This is a genomic window from Herpetosiphon giganteus (assembly GCF_016907925.1).
Taxonomy (GTDB): domain Bacteria; phylum Chloroflexota; class Chloroflexia; order Chloroflexales; family Herpetosiphonaceae; genus Herpetosiphon; species Herpetosiphon giganteus.
The window spans coordinates 92,726-112,658 of the sequence record NZ_JAFBCZ010000018.1 but is presented as its reverse complement, the minus strand read 5'-3'; the positions used below and the strand labels follow the sequence as shown (position 1 = coordinate 112,658).

15 protein-coding genes are annotated in these 19,933 nt (G+C 51.2%); 12 read left to right on the top strand and 3 right to left on the bottom strand.

Going from position 1 to position 19,933, the window contains the following annotated elements; genetic code table 11:
* Positions 1-77: 77 nt before the first annotated feature.
* Entirely contained in the window at positions 78-3,131 is a 3,054-nt protein-coding gene (locus JOD20_RS16655; protein ID WP_204756349.1) for a M4 family metallopeptidase, read from the bottom strand.
* A gap of 420 nt (positions 3,132-3,551) precedes the next feature.
* Here JOD20_RS16655 and hrcA point away from each other — a divergent pair, with 420 nt between their 5' ends.
* From hrcA to JOD20_RS16595, 12 genes are all read left to right on the top strand, one after another.
* Positions 3,552-4,616 (top strand): heat-inducible transcriptional repressor HrcA, encoded by a 1,065-nt coding sequence (gene hrcA / locus JOD20_RS16650; RefSeq protein ID WP_204756348.1) that lies wholly within the window; start codon positions 3,552-3,554, stop codon positions 4,614-4,616.
* Between the two features lie 152 nt (positions 4,617-4,768).
* Entirely contained in the window at positions 4,769-5,284 is a 516-nt protein-coding gene (grpE, locus tag JOD20_RS16645) for a nucleotide exchange factor GrpE (protein WP_204756347.1), read from the top strand.
* Between the two features lie 94 nt (positions 5,285-5,378).
* Entirely contained in the window at positions 5,379-7,235 is a 1,857-nt protein-coding gene (gene dnaK / locus JOD20_RS16640; RefSeq protein WP_204756346.1) for a molecular chaperone DnaK, read from the top strand.
* A 266-nt stretch (positions 7,236-7,501) separates the two neighbouring features.
* Positions 7,502-8,638: a molecular chaperone DnaJ gene (dnaJ, locus tag JOD20_RS16635; protein ID WP_204756345.1), complete on the top strand. Its 1,137-nt coding sequence runs from the start codon at positions 7,502-7,504 to the stop codon at positions 8,636-8,638.
* 283 nt (positions 8,639-8,921) lie between these two features.
* Positions 8,922-9,332, top strand: coding sequence for a zinc-ribbon domain containing protein (locus JOD20_RS16630; protein WP_054532383.1), 411 nt, complete (start codon positions 8,922-8,924; stop codon positions 9,330-9,332).
* A 244-nt stretch (positions 9,333-9,576) separates the two neighbouring features.
* The gene (gene ehuB, locus JOD20_RS16625; protein WP_204756344.1) at positions 9,577-10,452 is read left to right on the top strand and encodes an ectoine/hydroxyectoine ABC transporter substrate-binding protein EhuB; all 876 of its coding nucleotides are present in this window, start codon (positions 9,577-9,579) and stop codon (positions 10,450-10,452) included.
* Positions 10,449-12,590 carry an ATP-binding protein gene (locus JOD20_RS16620; protein ID WP_204756343.1) on the top strand — a complete coding sequence of 714 codons (2,142 nt, stop codon included), beginning with the start codon at positions 10,449-10,451 and terminating at the stop codon, positions 12,588-12,590. Before ehuB ends, JOD20_RS16620 begins: the two co-directional genes overlap by 4 nt.
* A gap of 498 nt (positions 12,591-13,088) precedes the next feature.
* The gene (locus tag JOD20_RS16615) at positions 13,089-13,721 is read left to right on the top strand and encodes an HAD-IA family hydrolase (RefSeq protein ID WP_204756342.1); all 633 of its coding nucleotides are present in this window, start codon (positions 13,089-13,091) and stop codon (positions 13,719-13,721) included.
* 95 nt (positions 13,722-13,816) lie between these two features.
* The gene (locus tag JOD20_RS16610; RefSeq protein WP_204756341.1) at positions 13,817-14,668 is read left to right on the top strand and encodes an aldo/keto reductase; all 852 of its coding nucleotides are present in this window, start codon (positions 13,817-13,819) and stop codon (positions 14,666-14,668) included.
* 480 nt (positions 14,669-15,148) lie between these two features.
* A complete protein-coding gene (locus JOD20_RS16605) occupies positions 15,149-15,841 on the top strand; it encodes a response regulator transcription factor (RefSeq protein ID WP_204756340.1) in 693 nt (230 codons plus the stop codon).
* The gene (locus JOD20_RS16600; RefSeq protein WP_204756339.1) at positions 15,838-16,650 is read left to right on the top strand and encodes a sensor histidine kinase; all 813 of its coding nucleotides are present in this window, start codon (positions 15,838-15,840) and stop codon (positions 16,648-16,650) included. Before JOD20_RS16605 ends, JOD20_RS16600 begins: the two co-directional genes overlap by 4 nt.
* Positions 16,643-18,043 carry a hypothetical protein gene (locus JOD20_RS16595; protein WP_204756338.1) on the top strand — a complete coding sequence of 467 codons (1,401 nt, stop codon included), beginning with the start codon at positions 16,643-16,645 and terminating at the stop codon, positions 18,041-18,043. The genes JOD20_RS16600 and JOD20_RS16595 overlap by 8 nt, the downstream gene beginning before the upstream one ends.
* Here the strand turns inward: JOD20_RS16595 and JOD20_RS16590 are convergent.
* Positions 18,040-18,501 carry an OsmC family protein gene (locus JOD20_RS16590; RefSeq protein ID WP_204756337.1) on the bottom strand — a complete coding sequence of 154 codons (462 nt, stop codon included), beginning with the start codon at positions 18,499-18,501 and terminating at the stop codon, positions 18,040-18,042. The two genes, JOD20_RS16595 and JOD20_RS16590, sit on opposite strands and share 4 nt — an antisense overlap.
* 298 nt (positions 18,502-18,799) lie before the next feature.
* Positions 18,800-19,930 carry a M20 family metallopeptidase gene (locus JOD20_RS16585; RefSeq protein WP_204756336.1) on the bottom strand — a complete coding sequence of 377 codons (1,131 nt, stop codon included), beginning with the start codon at positions 19,928-19,930 and terminating at the stop codon, positions 18,800-18,802.
* Positions 19,931-19,933: the final 3 nt, after the last annotated feature.

Genomic DNA, 19,933 nt, shown 5'->3' with positions numbered 1-19,933 from the left:
TATATCAGGTTAACCACGAGACCAGTGCTCCCCTCGCCCGTGTTGAGTAGGCGAGGGGCTGGGGTGAGGGTATCCCGTTATTTGGTGACGGCAGGCAGATACACGCCAACGCCACGGCATTGATTGGTTTCAGTAATCAAACTGATGTCATCAATGCTAAAGCGAATGTTGCGTGTAGTCGAATTATTGACTGAATCGAAGCGCAAGACATGTGCGCCTGCTTCAAGGTCGGTCAATGGAATCGTCACTTTGGCATAGCCATTGTCGTATTCGGTGTTGGCATCGGTGACGCGGAACACTTCTTCGCCATCAATGCTAAGCTTGACGTAATCTTGCGTGCCACGCCCGTTATGGGCATAGATCGAGAGATAGAATTCAAGCGTTGCATCGCTCGCAGTTGAGGTGAAGGTTTGCTCTGCAAACGCGGTTTCGGTGCTGCCAGCGCGTGCGCCAAAGCGCAACCAGCTATTGCCAGTGCGTGGCTCGCCAGCGCAGCCAGGCAAGAAACACAATGGCGGTGAAACGTCGCCAAACGAGCTTGAGAAGGCTTCCCAGCCCTCGCCGAGCTCAAAGCCACCGTCAATCACGCTTTGGCCAGCGGTTTCAACTTCAACATTGAATACTTGGCTAGCGGTGCGGTTGCCGCTGTCGCGGACGGTTACCGTAATTGGGTAGCTGCCAACTTCGGTGTCACAAGCACAATTGACCGTCGCTTTCAAGATGCCTGCTTGGTTGGCGACGTTGACGTTCAAGCCTGCTGGCGCGCCAGCAACGCTCACGGCCAACGAACCAGCCAAATCAATATCATCAGAGGCCGTCCCAATCACAGCACTGCTAATCTTGCCTTGTTGGGCCAAGACATCGCTGGTGAGGAACAGGCTTGGTGCTGCTGGCGTTACTGCGCCGCTACAGCTGTAGATTGCGAAATCGTCAATCGACCAGGTAACCGAGCGGCTTGGAGTTGGGTTGTCGCCAAGCGCCACTTTGAAGCGGAAGCGAACTGATTGACCAGCCAAGCTTGAGAGATTCAAGCGGCTAGCAGTGTAGCCATTGCTGTTGCCAACATAGGCTTGCTCGCCTGCAAATTCGCCGCCTGCAGCAATGTTGTTTGGCCCGTTGTAGCTAAACAAGTTTGCTGCCGATTGCCAGCTGTTGCCGTTGTTGGTGCTATATTCAACCACGCCCGCATCGATTGGTGAGTAGAAATCGTAGGCATGGCGGAAGTAGGCAAAGCCATTGGCTGGAACCGTTACAGCTGCATTTTGGCTGAAGGCCGATTCTTCAACATCTTGATTCACACCATACACGCCATTGATGTTGGTGGCCGAACCATTGCCGCTGGTTGCATACGCGCCAACGATTTGAGCAGGATTGGTCGTCCAGCTTTCGTTGCTACCGCTCAAGGCGCTTGCAGTCCATTTGGTGTTTGGCAAGGCTTCAAAATCATCGGCGAAAACATTAACCTGAGTTTGGCCAGGGCTACAGGCCTTGATGTCAGGAGCTGGTGCGTTGGTTGGCTGCAAATCCATTTCGGTGGCCAAAATGGTTTTGTTAACTTCAGCACAATCAGCTGCCGTAATCCCATGGCTGCCAGTTAGGCTGCTACACGCTTGGCGCAAAGCCGACGCTAAATCAGCATAGTCGCTGCCCGAAGTCAACGAGCTAATTTGGGTTTCATAGAATAAATGGGCAGTTTTGGTGATGCCAATCGAGTTGATCGTTTGGCCGTTGAAGCTGTCGCCATCGGTCAACAGATAGGCAGCCTTGTTGGCAATCCCGCTGTTGGTGTGCACGCCACCGTTGTCAGCCAAGCTTGCGTCAAGCACATACAATGGGCTGAGCATGCTATCAGGCTGGCCGCCTTGCGGTGGATCTTGCATATCACGCAATCCGCCCAAATCTTCGCCCATAATCCAACGAGTGCTTGTATCATCGTCGGCGCTACCGTTGGTTTGATCCATGAATTCGCCGAAAATATCCGACATGGCTTCGTTGATTGCGCCTGATTGGAAGTAGTAGAACAGGTTTGAGGTATATTCGGTTACGCCGTGCGACAATTCGTGGGCAACCACGTCGTCGGCAGCAGCAAACCCTTCACCATAGGTCATTTGGCGACCATTCCAGAAGGCGTTTTGGTAAGGGCAACCAGCACCAGGTGGGCAATGCTTGACCAATGAAATCAAGCTCATGCCGTTGTTGTCGATGCTGTTGCGGCCAAAGAACAAGTTGTAGAAGTCGTAGGTGTCGCCCGAATAATCGTAGGCGGCATCGATATCTGCATCGCCACTTGGGGCTGAGCCTTCGGTGCGCACATATTCGCTGGCTTCATCACAGTTATTATTGGGAGTGTTGTCGGTATCAATCACATTGTCGTCGTCGCAGACGAAGCGATTTTTGGCATAGCCAATTTGGTTGAAGGCTAAGCTAATCTCGCCCGACTGGGCATTGACAAACACATACTCGCGAATTGGCTCGCTGCTGGTTGATTCAATCGTGACTAACCAAACCAAGCTATTTTTTTGAACACCAGTGCCACCCAACAAGGCTGGGTTGTAAATTGAAAGCTCGTTGTTGCTCACATTCAAGTTGGCAGTGTTGGCATCGTATTTGGCGGCAACATAGTTTTGGGCAATGCTGCTAGCGTTGGCTTGGCTCAGTTTGGCGCTGGTGCTCAGATTGAGATTTGGCAACACTTCGCCATTCATACTGAGCAATTCGCCTGCTTGGTTCAATTGCACTTGCAATTCACCAGCTACTACTGGCACGCCTTGGTAGCGTTGTTGATAACGCACAACTTGGCGACCATCTTGGGTGGTGGTCGTTTTTGCAATTGCTGCATCGCTGGCTTGGGCTAAGCCAAACAAGCTACCATATTCGGCCACATAGGCGTTGGCAACATTAACCGTATCTGCCCGATTCAGGCCGCTTGGCTGATCGAGGGTTGTGCCTGCTGCCGCGCCAATCCAACGCACATAGCCTGTTTGGCTGTGGCGAGCAACATTGGCTCCTTGGTTGAGCAAGCGATTGATTGGGGCATTGGTGGTTGGAGTTTGGGCGTTGCTTCGGCTCAATGGAAGCATGCTCACCACAATTAATGCTGCTAGCAAACGCAGCATACGCATCGAACGCATAGACCTTCCTTACACACTAAAAACTATTGACATTCAGCATCACGCTATAAGGAGAGTTGCCAGACCCCCCCGATGCTACCTGCTCCTCAATCAGCAGAGTTTCTCCCCGACCCACATTCGAAACCTCCTCATAGCACTTGATGATCATATCGTAATAGCGTTTGGCGATTATAGCCGATTCTGGGCAAAATGTGCATAGTTCTTGCGATATAGATCTAACGGAAATTCAGCCAATTTTTGAGATTTAGTCGCAACTGGTTTAAATTGGCTGAATGTTAGAGCGATGTAAGAGCTGGCGTGGCCCCGTTGCTAGCTCTTTCGCGGCGTGTTACAATATTCAGCGGCGTGCGGCGAGCACGCCAATCTTATAACTTACCGAGTTAGCACTCGGCGGCCAAGAGTGCTAAAGCGAGGTGAGCGATGAATCTAGAACTCAATGAGCGGCGACGACGGGTGCTTAAGGCAGTTATCCAACAATACATCGATACGGCAACTCCAGTCGCCTCGCAGGATCTTGCGCGGAGTTTGGGGGTTAGCTCGGCGACTGTCCGCAACGAAATGGCGGCCTTAGAAGATGCTGGCCTTTTGACCCATTTGCATACGTCGGCTGGGCGCTTGCCCACCGATGCTGGCTATCGCTTCTTTGTCGAAAATTTGATGGATCGGGCGGCGCTTTCCACCCAAGAACAGCGCATGATCCAACATCAGTTCTATCAAATCCGCTCGGAATTGAACCAATGGATTCATTTGGCAGCAGCGGTTTTGGCCCGAACTGCCCAAACCGCAGCCGTGGTTACCCCCCCGCGCGCCTATGAAAGTCGCTTTAAACATATTGAATTGATCGCGATCAACGATGCCTTGGTGTTGATGGTGTTGGTGTTGCACGAAGGCTCGGTTAAGCAACAAACGCTGCCCGCCGACCCCAACACCACCCAAGAGCAGCTTAGCAGAATCGCTGGCCGGATCAATGAGCTTTGTCATGAAGCTTCGGCCAAGGCGATTGCGGCGCTTGCGCTGACGCAGCCTGTGGCTCAACCTCCGCTCAGCAGTTTTGAAATGCTGGTGATCGAGAGCGTGGCGCGGGCAATGCAACAATTCGAGGAGCATGTCAACGAATTAATTCATCACGATGGCTTGCTCGAAATGCTGCATCAACCAGAGTTTGGCCAGGTGACGCGGGTGCGCGAGGTGCTTTCGATTCTCGAAGGCGGCACGATGCTCGAATCGCTCATTCCCCAAGCCTTGGCCTCCGATGGCGTGCAGGTGATTATCGGCGGCGAGCATAGCCGCGATGAGTTGCGCGATTATAGTGTGATTCTTTCGCGCTACGGAGTCAATGGCGATGTTGCCGGAGTTGTCGGGGTTTTGGGGCCGCGCCGCATGGCCTATCCGCGCTCAATCTCTAGCGTGCGCTATATCGCTGGGGTCATGAGCGATCTGATGGGCGATTTATACGGCGAACGCAAAATAGAACCAACAGAATAGGTTGAATAAGGTTCCCTCACCCCCAACCCCTCTCCCACAGAGCGGGCGAGGGGAGCACAGGATTTTTGACTCACGGGTGCGCGAGGGCGGGAGTGAGGAAACCTAATTCGGTGATAATACAAATTTGATCTTTACGGAGGTATGGAGTTCTCATGACGGAAGAAGTGCAAGCACAATCAACTGACGATACCAATCCTGAAGGCGATGCAGAAAGCCTGAACGAACGGATCGCCACGCTCGAACGCGAAGTTGAAGAACATAAAACCAACTGGATGCGCGCAATTGCCGATTTCAAAAATTACAAACGCCGCACCGAAAGCGAACGCGAGGAGTTGATTCGCAATGCTAGCGCTGGTTTAATGTTGAAATTGCTTCCAGTGCTCGACGACCTGCTCTTGGCGATGGGCCAAATTCCCGCTGAAATTGAAAACAATCAGTGGATTGGCGGCGTTAAACAAGTACAACGTAAATTTGAAACGGTGCTTGAGGGCGCTGGCCTGCAACCAATTCCCGCCGTTGATGAAGAATTCGACCCCAATGTTCACGAAGCAATTATGTTTGAAGAAGGCGACGAAGCCCAATCAAACAAAGTCGTGGCCGAATTGCGCCGCGGCTACAAGCTCGGCGAACGGGTCTTGCGTCCAACGGTCGTCAAAGTCGGCAAGTAGGAGCACCTAGGCAAAGCATCGTTTAAGTGGCATCGCTGCCGTTCGTGGCTGTCGCTTAACGATGCTTTGTCGCTGTCTGTGGAGCAATAAGTATATGGGTAAAGTGATCGGTATTGACCTTGGAACAACCAATTCAGTGGTTGCGGTCATGGAAGGTGGCGAGGCGGTGGTTATTCCCAACGCCGAAGGCGCACGCACCACGCCTTCAATTGTCGCCTTGAGCAAAAACGGTGAACGCACGGTTGGCTTGGTGGCCAAGCGCCAATCGGTCACCAATCCCGAAAATACAATTTATTCGGTCAAGCGCTTTATTGGCCGTAAATTAGATCATCCTAGCGTTCAACGCGACAAGGATTTGATTCCTTATCGCATGACCAGCGCGCCCAATGGCGATGCCCGGGTTTTGATGGGTGGTCGCGATTACTCGCCGCAAGAAGTTTCGGCCATGATTTTGCAAAAACTCAAAGCAGATGCCGAAGCCTATTTGGGCGAGCCTGTCACTCAAGCGGTGATTACGGTTCCGGCCTATTTTGATGATTCGCAGCGCCAAGCGACCAAAGATGCTGGCAAAATTGCTGGCCTCGAAGTATTGCGCATCATCAACGAGCCAACCGCCAGCGCCTTGGCCTATGGCTTAGATCGCAACACCAACGAATTAATTGTCGTCTATGACCTTGGTGGTGGCACCTTCGACGTTTCAATTTTGGAGCTTGGCGATGGGGTGTTTGAGGTTCGCGCAACCAACGGCGATACCCACCTCGGCGGCGATGATTTCGATCAAAAGATTATCGACTGGCTAGCAAGCGAATTCCAACGCGAAAATAATATCGATTTGCGCAGCGACCGCATGGCCTTGCAACGCTTGAAGGAAGCTGCCGAAAAGGCCAAACAAGAGCTTTCGAGCGTGTTGCAAACCGATATTTCGCTGCCGTTTATCAGTGCCGATGCCAGCGGCCCCAAACACTTGAATACCACCTTGACCCGCGCCAAACTTGAGCAATTGACTGGCGATTTGGTCGAACGCACGCTCAAGCCAATCAAACTCGCCTTGCAAGATGCTGGCTTGAAAGCCAGCGAAGTTGATGAAGTGATTTTGGTTGGTGGCCAAACCCGCATGCCAGCTGTGCAAGCCGCCGTCAAAAAATTCTTTGGCAAAGATCCACACAAGGGTGTGAATCCCGATGAAGTGGTGGCAATTGGCGCGGCAATTCAGGCGGGTGTGCTTTCGGGTGATGTGACCGATGTGCTGTTGCTTGACGTAACGCCATTGACCTTGGGCATCGAAACCTATGGCGGTGTGATGACCCCGCTGATTGATCGCAACACCACGATTCCGACCAAGCGTTCGCAAATTTTCTCAACCGCGAGCGACAATCAAAATAGTGTCGAAATTCATGTGTTGCAAGGTGAGCGCGCCGAAGCTCGGCATAACAAATCGTTGGCCCGTTTTACCCTCGATGGCATTCCTGCCGCGCCGCGTGGCGTGCCGCAAATTGAAGTTATTTTTGATATTGATGCCAACGGGATTGTTAATGTTAGCGCTACCGACAAAGCAACCAATAAAGAGCAAAAAATCACCATCACGCCATCGTCGGGCTTAAACGATGATGAAATTGCCTCGATGATTCGCGATGCTGAAGATCACGCCGATAGTGATGCGCGCCGCCGTGATCAAATTGCAACTCGCAACAAAGCCGATGGCGTAATCTACGCCGCCGATCGCATGTTGCGCGAAGCCGATGAGAATGTGGATTACTCTGCTCGTAACACAGTCGAAGATCGGATTGCGGCACTGCGGGCGGTGCTTGATGGCGACGATATGGAAGCGATCAACAATCGTACTGCTGAATTGAGCGTGGCAATGCAACGGCTCAAGCCAGCACCCGATTTTGGCATCGAGCCAGAAACCTCCAGCCAAGAACAAGGCAATGCCGACGAAGTAGAACTCTAACGAAATTATGAAGGATGAAGGATGAAGGATGAAGGATGAAATAGACGAATTATGAATTTAGAAAGGTTATTTCATTCTTCATTATTGAATATGTAATTTAGACATCAAGCGCAGAACTTACATTACAAACCTAAGGTGTGAATGGTGCGGATGTTCATAATTCATCCCTCATCCTTCACCCTTCTACAAGATTAACCAAGGTGTGAGCGATGGGGATGTTCATAATTCATCCCTCATCCTTCATCCTTACTACATAAGGGATATGTATGGCAACTGAGGCAAAACGCGACTACTACGAAGTACTAGGTGTGGGCAAAAGTGCCTCACCTGACGAGATCAAAAAGGCCTACCGCAAGTTGGCCATGCAATATCACCCCGACCGCAACCCCGGCAATGCAGAAGCCGAAAACAAATTCAAAGAGGCAACCGAAGCCTACGAGGTGCTTTCGAGCGATCAAAAGCGCCGCATGTACGACCAATTTGGCCATGCTGGCAGCAGCGGCCAAGGCTTCGACCCATTTTCGGGCTTTGGTGGCGCTGGCGGCGATCCATTTAGCACCATCTTCGATGCCTTCTTTGGCCAAGGTGCGCGTGGCGGTAGCCGTGGCGGCACGCGCCAAGGTGCCGATTTACGCGCCGATTTGGTGATTAGCTTTGAAGAAGCGATTTTTGGTACCGAAAAAGAGCTTGATTATCGGCGGCTCGAATCGTGTGGGCCTTGTGGTGGCAATGGCGCTGAACCTGGCACCGAGCCAACGCGCTGTCCCAAGTGCCAAGGTTCGGGCGAGATGCGGGTGCGCACCTTCCTGAATATGGTCACCGTCACCACCTGTGATCAATGTTCTGGGCGTGGCGTGATTATTCCGATTCCATGTAAAACCTGTCGCGGCGAAGGCCGCGTCCGCGAAACCGTCAAGCGCAAATTGACCGTGCCAGCTGGGGTTGATGATGGCATGCGGATTCGAATTGGTGGGGCTGGCGATAGCGGACCAAGTGGCGGCTCTGCTGGCGATCTGTATGTTAATTTACGGGTGCAACCACACGATTTCTTTGTGCGCGAAGAAAACAATATTCTGTTGCAACTGCCAATTAACATTGTGCAAGCAGCCTTGGGTGCGCAACTGAATGTGCCAACCGTTGATGGCGACGAGCCGTTGAATGTGCCAGCGGGCACCCAAGATGGGACAGTCTTTACCTTGCGCGGCAAAGGCGTGCCCTACATTGATTCATCGGGGCGCAACTTAGGCCGCCGCGGCGATCAAATGGTTGTGGTTAAAGTGCGCGTGCCAACCAAACTCAACGAAGACCAGCGCGAACTGTTCCAGAAACTTGGCGAGACCATGGGCATGGATCATTTCGAGCAAAAAGAGCGTGGCTTTTGGAGCAAAATCTTCGGCAGCTAAGCATGTTGGGTAAAGGGTAGGGTAGGCTAACTAGCTACCTACCCTTTGCCACCATAGTTTAACCACTTTTTCACCCCTAGCTACCCCGCATGATTAAACTCGTGGCAAAAAAGCACATTTTGCCTCTTGTAAATTGTAGATAGTTTTGGTACAATGATTGCGTTGACATGGTTTGGTTCCTCACATTACCTCGGACTGAGTGGATATGCAATCTCTTCCCTGAGCTTCGTGACTCCAACCTGAAACAATTGGAATCCCTTACCATAGTTGGAGAAACAAGCTAATGAGCTTTACCGACAAGACGTTGAACTGCCGCGATTGTGGCAACGAGTTCGTATTTACCGCTGGCGAACAAGAATTTTATGCTCAAAAGGGCTTTGACAACGAGCCAACTCGCTGTTCAAACTGCCGCCAAGCCCGCAAACAAAATCGCGGTGGCGGTGGCTACGAAAGCTCAAGCCGTGGCGGCGGTGGTGGCTACAGCCGCAGCAGCTATGGCTCAGACCGTGGTGGTTACAGCTCAGATCGTGGTGGCTTCAGCTCAGATCGCGGTCAACGCGAAATGCACACCACCACCTGTTCATCATGTGGCGGCCCTGCACAAGTGCCATTCGTACCACGTGGCGACAAGCCAGTTTACTGCCGCGATTGCTTCCAAAGCCAACAATCATCATCACGCTCGAACCGCTGGTAAGAACCCTGGGGAATCAATCCTCACTCTTATAAGCAAAGCCTGGACTCACACGAGTCCGGGCTTTTTGCTGGCCTCAGCTCTGTACACTAGTTCTTTAGTACGGATAACGGCGTAGTACTAGTGCTATCCTCAACTAGCTGCGTTATACTATAGCCCAATAGTATCAGGCACTTTGCGCTTGACTCGCTGATTGCAGTTCGCAATTGGTGAGCTTGCTGCAACCTCTTGCGCTGGAGGTTTTGGCATGCGTCGAGCATGGTGGAGCTTTGCTGGTTTAACGCTGATTATTGTTACCACTGCTTTAATCTGGTGGCTGACAACTCCGGTGGAAACAACCTTAGAACGTGCCCAACGCACTGGCATGATCCGGATTGGCTATGCTCCCGAAGCACCGTTTGCTTATCGTAGTGCCAGCGGCGAGATGCACGGCGAGGCGGCGGTGGTCATGACATGGGTTATGCAGCGCTTAGGCATCCCCCAGCTTGAATGGGTTCAGACCGAGTGGGCCGATTTAATTCCTGGCTTGCAGGCTGGCAAGTTTGATCTGATTGCTAGCGGCATGTTTATTACCTGCGAGCGTGCCCAGCTGTTGGCTTTTAGTCAACCAACTTTTGCCCTGAGCCCCGCGATCTTGGTTCAGTTTGGCAATCCCCTGCATATTCAGAGTTTTAGCGATTTTCGGCGACCTGATCGGCGGTTGGCGGTGATGCGCGGCGCTGAGGAAGCAACAATCGCCCAAATACTTGGGATTGATGCTCAGCAATTATTATTTGTGCCCGATGTGCAAACTGGCTTGGCAGCAGTGCTCGCAGGGCGGGCCGATGGCTTAGCCTTAACCGACATTAGCGTCGATCTCTTAGTTCAGCAAGCGCCGGATCAGGTTGAACGCGCTCAGCCATTTGTGCCGCCAATCATCAATGGTAATCTGAGTATTGGCTATGGGGCGTTTGCGATGCGCCCTGCTGATACCCATTTGCGCAGCGCAATCGATCAGCAGTTGCTTGGATTTATTGGCAGCGACGAACATTATGGCTTGATTGCGCCGTTTGGTTTTGCGCGCGAACAATTGCCCAATCGTTCAACTGCGAGTATTCTCCAGGCGTGCGAGCATGGCTCATGAAGGCTTTGGCTTGGCTACGGCGCAAAGAATTACGCCCATTAATTGCCTTATTGAGTGTGGCCTTGGTTTCAATTGGCTTGTTGCAGGCCAATTATTCCCAAATGCGCGCAATGATTCAAACCCAAATTACTGCATTCAACGGCCTGACTCAAGCCCGCTTGAATATGCAACGCGGCTATTTGATTGCCGAGCAAGTGCTGAATGGCAACCAAACCTTGTTGGCCCAAGATGCAATTGCTTACCTTGATTGGGCAATTTTAGCGGTTGATGATTGGCAGCAGGGCCAAAATCCGGTTGTCGTGTTTGAGCAATTGCTGCCGCCAGCCCCACCCATAGCCCAAGCACTCAACCAATATCGCCAAGATTTAGCCAATTTTCGCGGCTTGTTATTGCAGCATCTCAATCGCCCCCAAAATCACGCTCAAGCCACGATCGATCGGCGTATTGCCTTCTCGCAACTTGAGTTAGAAGCAGAGCAGTTGGAAAATCGGCTGTATCTTGATTTGGAAATAGCGATTAAACGCCAATCGGAACGCTATTCGTTGGTCTTAGTGGGTTGGTCGATCTTTTTGATTATGATTGCTGGCGTAGTCTATCGCTTGGCAAGTTTACAGCGTTTGGCTGTAGCCCAATTGAGCGCTAGCGAAAACCAATTTCGCGCCCAATATGCTGGCATTCCGATTCCAACCTATACATGGCGTTGGGTTGATAGTGATTTTATCCTCGAAACCTACAACGATGCAGCTATAGCCATCACCCAAGGTACAATTACTAAACTTGTCAATCAATCAGCCAAACTTGTCTATCAACATGATCCGGAAATTCTCGAACATTTTCAGCGTTGTTGTCAGACAAAAAGTACAATTCATCAAGAGTTACGCTATCAATTTAAATTTAGCGAGCAATTCAGAGATTTATATGTAAGCTATGTTTTTATTGAGCCAGATTTAATTATGGTGCATACAGAAGATCGCACTGATCGCAATCAATTGCAAATGCAATTAATTCGGGCTCAAAAGATGGAAAGTATTGGGCGCTTGGCTGGTGGTGTGGCCCACGATTTCAATAATTTGCTAACGGCGATTAGTGGCTATACCACGCTGGCGATTGATAGTTTTCAGCATGGTTTGCCAGTGCTCGAAGAATTAACTGAAATTCAACATGCAACCAATCGCGCTGCATTACTCACAACTCAATTATTAACGTTTGCTCGTAAGCAACAGCTACAGCCAAAAATTATTAATCTTAACGATTTAATTATTGCTATGGAAAAATTAATTAAGCGCGTCTTGCCTGAATCAATTCACTGGAAAACTGTGCTTAATCCTGCTATTGATGTAGTTGTGGCTGATGCAGGCCAAATTGAGCAAGTGCTCTTAAATTTGGTGGTGAATGCTCGCGATGCGATGCCCAACGGTGGGCATTTGTTGGTTGAAACGCAGAATCTGGTGGTTGATGCAGCCTATGCGCGTAGCCATGTTGATGTACCGATTGGTCGGTATGTGGTGTTTGCGGTAAGCGATAGCGGCGTTGGGATGACGCAAGCAGTGCAAAGCCGCGCCTTTGAGCCATTTTTTACCACCAAAAGCGATCACGAAGGCACTGGTTTGGGCTTGGCAACCAGTTATGGCATTATCAAACAACATGGCGGTCATATTAGTTTGTATAGCGAAGTTGATCGTGGCACAACAATCAAAATCTATTTGCCACGTTCGGAGCAAACGCCTGCCATTGAGTCGCCAAATGCTAGCCAAAATCTGCCTCGAGGCAACGAAACCATCTTGGTCAGCGAGGACGAGCCACAAGTGCGCGCCGTCTTGGTGCGCATGCTGCAAGGTTTGGGCTATCGGGTGCTGGAAGCAGCTAATGGTTCGGCTGCCCTAGATCTGTTGCAGGCCCACGCTACAGGCACAATTCAGCTGTTGATTACCGATCTGATTATGCCCCAAATGGGTGGTTTTGAGCTAGGCCAGCTGGTGAGCGAGCGTGACCCAAGCCTCAAAATTTTGTTTATTTCAGGCTATTCTGAACATAGTTTGGCCCAACAACAGCAATTTGCGCAGCAACCGTTGTTGCTTAGCAAGCCGTTTTCATTGGCAACCTTGGCCCAAACTGTGCGCAAAGTGCTGGATGCTTAGATCTTTCATCGTTCGCCACCCTTCCGTCCCTCCGCCGGAGGGAAACGCCGGGGGTTTTCATCCCCCAGCACCCCCTAATGTTTGTTTGTTGGATTGTTGTTAGGGTTCCAATTCCCAAACTTTGGGTGCTTCGCGCGCAAAAAACACGCTGCGCCTCTGCAACATTCTGGTTTCATTGGCAACCTTAGCGCAAACCGTGCGCAAAGTGCTGGATGCTTAGATCTTTCATCGTTCGCCACCCTTCCGTCCCTCCGCCGGAGGGAAACGCCGGGGGTTTTCATCCCCCAGCACCCCCTAATGTTTGTTTGTTGGATTGTTGTTAGAGTTCCAATTCCCAAACTTTGGGTGCTTCGCGTGCAAAAAACACGCTGCGCCTCTGCGTTAAGGATTTTGATCTCATTGCTGAGCCTTTAAAGTTCGTTTAGAGTAACTCAAACATTGGCAACAACGCTGTGGCAAGGTATGCTTAGCAATGAGCAATTTTAGTGGTGCGATGTGATGAAAAAATACGAATTGATTCTGTTTGATTTTGATGGCACGTTGGCCGATTCGATTCCTTGGTTGGTCAAGGCGATCAACGGTGTGGCCGAAAAATATAAATTTCGCCAACTTACGCCGAAGGAATTTAGCGAATTGCGGGGCCGCAGCCCGCGCGAGGTGATGAAGTATATGCAAGTGGCGTGGTGGAAAGTGCCACTCATTGCTCGGCATGTTCGCCAACTGGCGGCCCAGAATATTCGTCAGATTCAGCTATTTGAGGGTATGGAAATCATTTTGGCTCAGCTGAGTGCCGCCGATGTGCGTTTGGGCGTGGTCAGCAGCAATAGCGAGGAGAATGTGCGCCATGTGCTGGGCGATGCCTTAGCCAATGTAGTTGAGTTTTATGAATGTAGCGTGCCGATTTTGCGCAAACGAGCGCGCTTTGAGCGAATTGTGCGCAAAGCTAACCTTGAGCGCGAAAAAATTCTATGTGTTGGCGACGAAATTCGCGATGCAGAGGCTGCTAAGCAAGCGCAATTGGCTTTTGGCGCGGTTGGTTGGGGCATGAGCCGCATCCAAGATTTTGCACCCTATGCACCACGCGAGGTTTTTTTTCAAGTTCCCGATATTGCTACCCGCTTGATCGATTAAATTGCCCAGTGACAACCCTGAATTTTAGCTTTTTTGGGGTACAATAAATGAAGTTCCGTACTGAACGGTATTGATTGTGTTTTGGAGGAAGCTCGATGAGCCTCGGTTCTCTAACATTTAAACTTGGTGGCGATCTCGAAATTCGGCGGTTGGGCTATGGTGCGATGCGCATCACTGGCGATGGAATTTGGGGCGAGCCAAGCGACCCCGAACAAGCGAAGGCTGTGTTGCGCCGCGCCGCCGAACTTGGGGTGAATTTTATCGATACCGCTGATTCATATGGCCCCGATGTGAGCGAACGCTTGATCGGCGAAGCCTTGCATCCGTATGCATCAGATATGGTGATTGCGACCAAGGGTGGTTTGTTGCGCGGCGGCCCAAACATTTGGTATTCAAATGGACGGCCTGAACACTTGCGCATCTCGCTTGAAAAAAGCTTGCGCCAATTGAAACTCGATCGGATCGACCTCTATCAATTGCACCGCATCGATGCTCAAGTGCCTTTGGAAGAATCGTTGGGCGCGTTGAGCGATTTGCGCAATGAAGGCAAAATTCGGCATATTGGCTTGAGCGAAGTTAACAATGAACAACTGGCCCAAGCTCAAAAAGTTGTGCCAATCGTTTCGGTGCAAAATCGCTATAGCATTGGTGACCACGAATGGGAAAGCATGGTCGATGCCTGCGAAGCCCAGCAAATTGCCTTTATTCCGTGGTTCCCCTTGGCTGCTGGCAAACTAACTGCGCCTGGCGGCACGCTTGATCAGATTGCCAAGAAATATGAAGCCACGGTTGGCCAAATTGCCTTGGCTTGGTTGCTCAAACGCTCACCAGTGATTTTGCCAATTCCTGGCACCTCGAAAATCAAGCACCTCGAAGAAAATCTGGGCGCTGAAAAGATTGCCTTGAGCGACGAAGACTTCCAAACTTTGCGCGAATTGCAAGCATAAGTTAAAGGTCAAAAGTCAGAAATCAAAAAGCAAAAGGGATTAGGCTTTGGAGGATGGATTCCATCAAGCCTGATCCCTTTTTAAAAGTGAAAAGGCAGAAATCAAAAGTCAAAAAGCAAAATAGAGTACGCATTTAACGCAGAGGTGTAGAGCTTCAAAAATATGAAGGATGCGGAATGAAGGATGAAATGCACGGACGAGGGACTGAGAAAATTTCTCGACCTTCGCGGTTTCTCAGCTTCGTATCCTTCGTGGATTAAATTAAAAAAGGGTAGCAATGCTACCCGATCAACCACCACATATCACTTCCACACACTAGTTCGCACCCCTCACTGATTATTGTAGCAACTTCCTACGCAGCTGCCTAGCACCCTTGTGTAACAATTAGGTAACAATTGGCTGATAAAGCGCTGATGTGCTGCTGAGAGTGCGCTTTTATAGCTAAAATAGCCCTATGCAACAGTTTGGAGGTTTTGGGCTATGAGTGGTCGCATCCTGATTGTCGATGATGATCCAGCAATTTTAAGTGGGGTGAGCACCCTGTTGGAGCAAGCAGGCTATGAGATTGCTCAGGCTGCAAGCGTGGCTCAGGCACGGGCACACTTGCAGGCATTCAATCCCCCAAGCTTGGTGATTCTCGATTTAATGTTGCCAGATGGCGATGGCTTTGAACTCTGTCGCCAAATTCGTCAGAGCAGCCAATATTTGCCAATTTTAATGCTTTCGGCGCGTGATGAGCTGCATGATCGGGTTGAAGGCCTGACGGTTGGCGCTGATGATTATCTGACCAAGCCGTTTGCGCCCGTTGAATTATTGGCGCGGGTACGAGCAATTTTGCGCTTGGCCCAACATCAACGCGAAACGCTTGGTGCATTGGAATGCGGCAAATTACGCTTCGATTGCGAATTACAACGCGCATGGTGGGATGAACAATTGCTTGAATTAACACCCAAAGAAAGCGGCGTTTTATTGCAATTAATGCGTCAGCCAAGCCATGTTTGGGGCCGTTTGGCCCTGTTGCAAACCGTTTGGGGCACGAACTTTTTGGGTGATTCGCGAATTGTTGATGTATGTGTGCAACGCTTACGTGCTAAAATCAACCAACTTGATCCTAGTGCCGACCCAATTCAGACTGTGCGGGGGTTTGGCTATCGCTTGAAGTGTGAACCATGATTGTGCTGCCGCTTAAAGCCATGATTTTTGGTATCTTGCTGTTGCTGTGGCTGGTCGCTAGCCTTGGCTGGTGGTTGGGCCAGCGTGGCAAGCGCCCGATTATTCAACACACTGCTGACCCAATCTTGCGCCAGCAAATTGCCCAACATAGGGCTTTTATTGGCACGCTTTCGCATGAATTGCGCACGCCGTTGACCGCGCTTTTAGCTCATACCGCAATTGTGCGCAACCAACAAAGCGAGCAAACGGTGCGCGACCATTCGTTGCTGACATTGGAACGCGAAGCCCAACGTATGGCCCGCTTGGTGCGCGATCTGTTGGAATTGCATCGGTTAGAATTGAGCGACGAATTGCCGTTGGTGCCAGTTAATGTGGCGCTGCTGGCCGAAGAAGCGCTTGCCAGTATTTGGGTGATGGCTGATGAAGCCCAAATTGAATTGCAATTTGAGGCCGACCCAACCCACAAGCGCGTTTTAGCCCATCCTGATCGCTTAAAACAAGTTTGGTTAAATTTGCTGATCAATTGTTTGCGCTATTGTCGGGCTGGCGATCGGGTGCTGGTGCGGGTTGCTGCGAGCGAGCAAGGGTTGCGTTGTAGTGTTGAAGATAGCGGGCCGGGGATCGCCGCCGCTGATTTGCCGCATGTAACTGAGCCATTGTATCGTGGCGTGCTGGATAATCAAGGCAGCGGCTTGGGCTTGAGCTTGGTCAAACAGATTTTGGCCCGCCATCATAGCAGCTTGCAGCTTGAAAGCAGCACCAGCCCGCCGACTGGCACGCATGTATGGTGGATTTTGCCCTATGACTAAATGGCGTTGGCTTAGCCTACTCGTTCTTGGTTCAATCATCTACTGGCTCTTGCCAATCGACGGTAATTTAGTGCTTCAGACCAACCAACAAGCTGGCTGGCCTCAAATTTGGTTCGAGCGCGATGCCGAAAATCAGCAATGGGTCTATGTGCGCGATAACCAGCCTTGGGTCTATGTGGCCTTGACGCTTGATGGCGCAACCTTGAGCCGCGATCAGCAATTTGCCACTGGCAGCGACCCATGGACGTGGCGCTGGAACACAACAGGCAATTTGACCCAAGCGGATATTCGTTTTTACCACGATTGTGATCGTGGTTGCCAAGAGCGTGGCAGTTTGATGCTTGGTCAGCCAGCGCCAACGCCGATGCCACGCCAAAGCACCTTGTTGGGTGCTGTCTTCGCCAATCCTGAGCGCGATTGGCATGGCCGCGCTGCTTGGACGATTGAATTGGCCTATGCGTTGCGGGCCGATGAGAGCCAATGGAGCATCGATGCCCTAGCCTCGCGGGTGGCGGCGGCGCATAAAGCTGGTTTGCGGGTGATTATTCGGGTTGCCTACGACCAAGGCCAAAGTTTGCCGCCGAATGATGAAGAAACTGCCTTGGCGATCTTTTTGCGTTTTTGCCAGCGTTTGGCCCATGATCAACGCTTGCAGGCGGTTTATGGCTATAGCATTGGCAATGGATACAATAGCCTTGGCGAAAATACCCTGACCCAAGAACCACTAAATCCTGCTTGGGTTGCGCGCATGCTGGTTGGTTATGGAGTTGCAGTTGAGCGTCACGATAATGTGATTGAAACCATGCGCGGCTTGAATCCGCAGCTCAAATTGTTGGTCGGGCCAGTGCGGCCTTGGAGCAACGATGCTGATGGCGCTTGGGCCGATCCGCTGAATCAACCATGGCTTAATTATTTTAATAGTTTGTTGCTATTGCTTGATCAAACAATTCGTTTGAAGCATGCGCAGCAAATTAATGTTGCGCCCGATGGCTTTGCGGTGAGTACGTTTGGCTGGCCCGAACAGAGCGCTGACCCTGCCCAAGAGCCATTACGCGATGTCTATTTGGCGCAATCGGGCAAGGCCCAGCGTGGGTTTCGGGTCTATCGCGATTGGTTGGCGCTTATCAATCGTTACCCGAGTATGGCCAATCGTCCGGTGTATATCACGGCTACCAACACGTTTCACCCTGAGCAAGGTCAAACGCCGCTGGAGAATTATCCTAACGGGTGGCTGAGCAATGCGCTGCGCGAAGTGAGCGCCAATCCGCAGGTGCAGGCCTTGTGTTGGTTTGTTGATCAGCCGTTTGGCCAGCAATGGCGCGAATGGAGCCTGAGCGAGCCACAAGGCAAAATGCATGAAGCCGCTCAGGAGTTCGATCAACTGTTGCGTTAGGCTTGTGGCTCGATGCTAATTTCGGTATAGACTGAGTTGGCCAGAAAGCATTGCTCATGGGCTTGATGATGGAAGTGCTCGATTTGCTCGGCGCTGGGTGCTGGCTCGACCCAGATTATGCTTGGACGCAAGGTTACTTTGGTCATGACGATTTTGCCAGCGCTATTTTTGCCCATTTTGCCCAGCGCCTGATCGGCATAGTGATCGACGATAAAGCCTGCTTTGGCCACGATTGATAAAAACCAGAGCATATGACAGCTTGATAAGGCGGCCACAAAAGCTTCCTCTGGATCAACCGCCTGTTCGTCGGAGTAGGGTAGTGGCACGACATGCGGCGATGAAGAGCCTGGCACAACCTGGCCGCCATCGAAAATCCAACGATGAGCGCGGCTATACTTGCCGTCGCTAAATGAAGCCGCCTTGCGCTCCCATTCGACGTTAACTGTGTAGCCTGCCATTGTTTAGCTCCTGAATATGATCCACGAATGACACGAAGTGAGGCTATAGGCTCTAGGCTATAGGCTCTAGGATGGATGATCCTGTGCCTTCTAAACAATCTTCCGATAGCCCATAGCCAAAAGCCACGTTTTCTCTGCGCCTCTGCGTTAATGAATTGATCCACGAAGAGCACGAAGGACACGAAGATGAGGTTATTGACTTCATCCCTCATCCTTTGGTTCTCTGCGCCTATGCGTTAAACTTCATCCTTCATCCTTCATCCTTCATCCTTTCGCTCTATACTCTATGTTCTATGCTCTACAACGTTTCAATCAAACGCGCCAACAAGGCAGCGCGAGGCGCAAATTGACTGATCGAGAGCCACTCGTCGAAGCTATGCGAATCGCTGCCCCAGCCGCCAAGGCCATCGAGGGTCGGCACGCCGATCGCCGAGGTGAAATTGCCATCCGAGCCGCCGCCAGTGCCACTGGCTTTAATCGGCAAATCGAGTTGATTGGCAATATGCTCGGCAGCTGCGTATAAGGCCATCGTTGCCGGCGTTGGTTCCATGGCTGGGCGATTCACGCCGCCTTCCAAGCTTAATTTGGCTCCAGCCAGCCGTGGCGCTAACTGATGTAAGGCTTGATCGACGCGTTCGGCCTCGCCAACTTTGAGTGCGCGTACATCAATGGTGCAATGAGCTGCGGCGGCTACTACATTGGCGGCAGTGCCCCCGCTAATTTTGCCAATATTGATCGTCGTGCCAATATCAGGTCGGGCCAAAGGCAAAATCTGGCCAATCTGATAACTTAATTCATGGATGGCGCTAATGCCAAGCTCAGGGGCAACGCCAGCGTGCGACGGCTTGCCAGTAATCTCCAAATCATACATGCTGACACTTTTGCGCCATGTTTTGAGCCAGCCGCCTTCTTCCGCCGATTCGATAATCAGCGCAGCACGACAGCCTCGCGCCTGCTCTTCAATATAGCGCCGCGAGGTTGGGCTGCCAATTTCTTCATCGGTGGTAATCAAAAATTTTAAGGGACGGCTTGTCCAGCGCCCAAAATGGCGTAACGCTTGCAAGGCAGCGCAGGTCAGCAAAATACAGCCCTTCATATCGCTCACGCCTGGCCCGCGCACAACATCACCATCAATGCGGAAGGGAAATTGATCGATCGTGCCTGGCGGATAGACGGTATCAACATGGCCGACAATTAGAATTGGCTCGCCCTCGCCGGGCCAGCTGGCCAACAAATGGTCGGCTTGAGGTTTGCCATTGTATTTGCGCACACTTGCGCCAAGTTTGCTCAAGCGCTCGCCAACCACATTGACCATCCAAGAAACCGCCGTAATATCACGGGTAAACGACTCAATTTCGATCCATTGACGCATTTCATCCAACAGATCCGGCAGGCAAGCATCAAGATAGGTTAAAAGCTGACGAGGCATGGT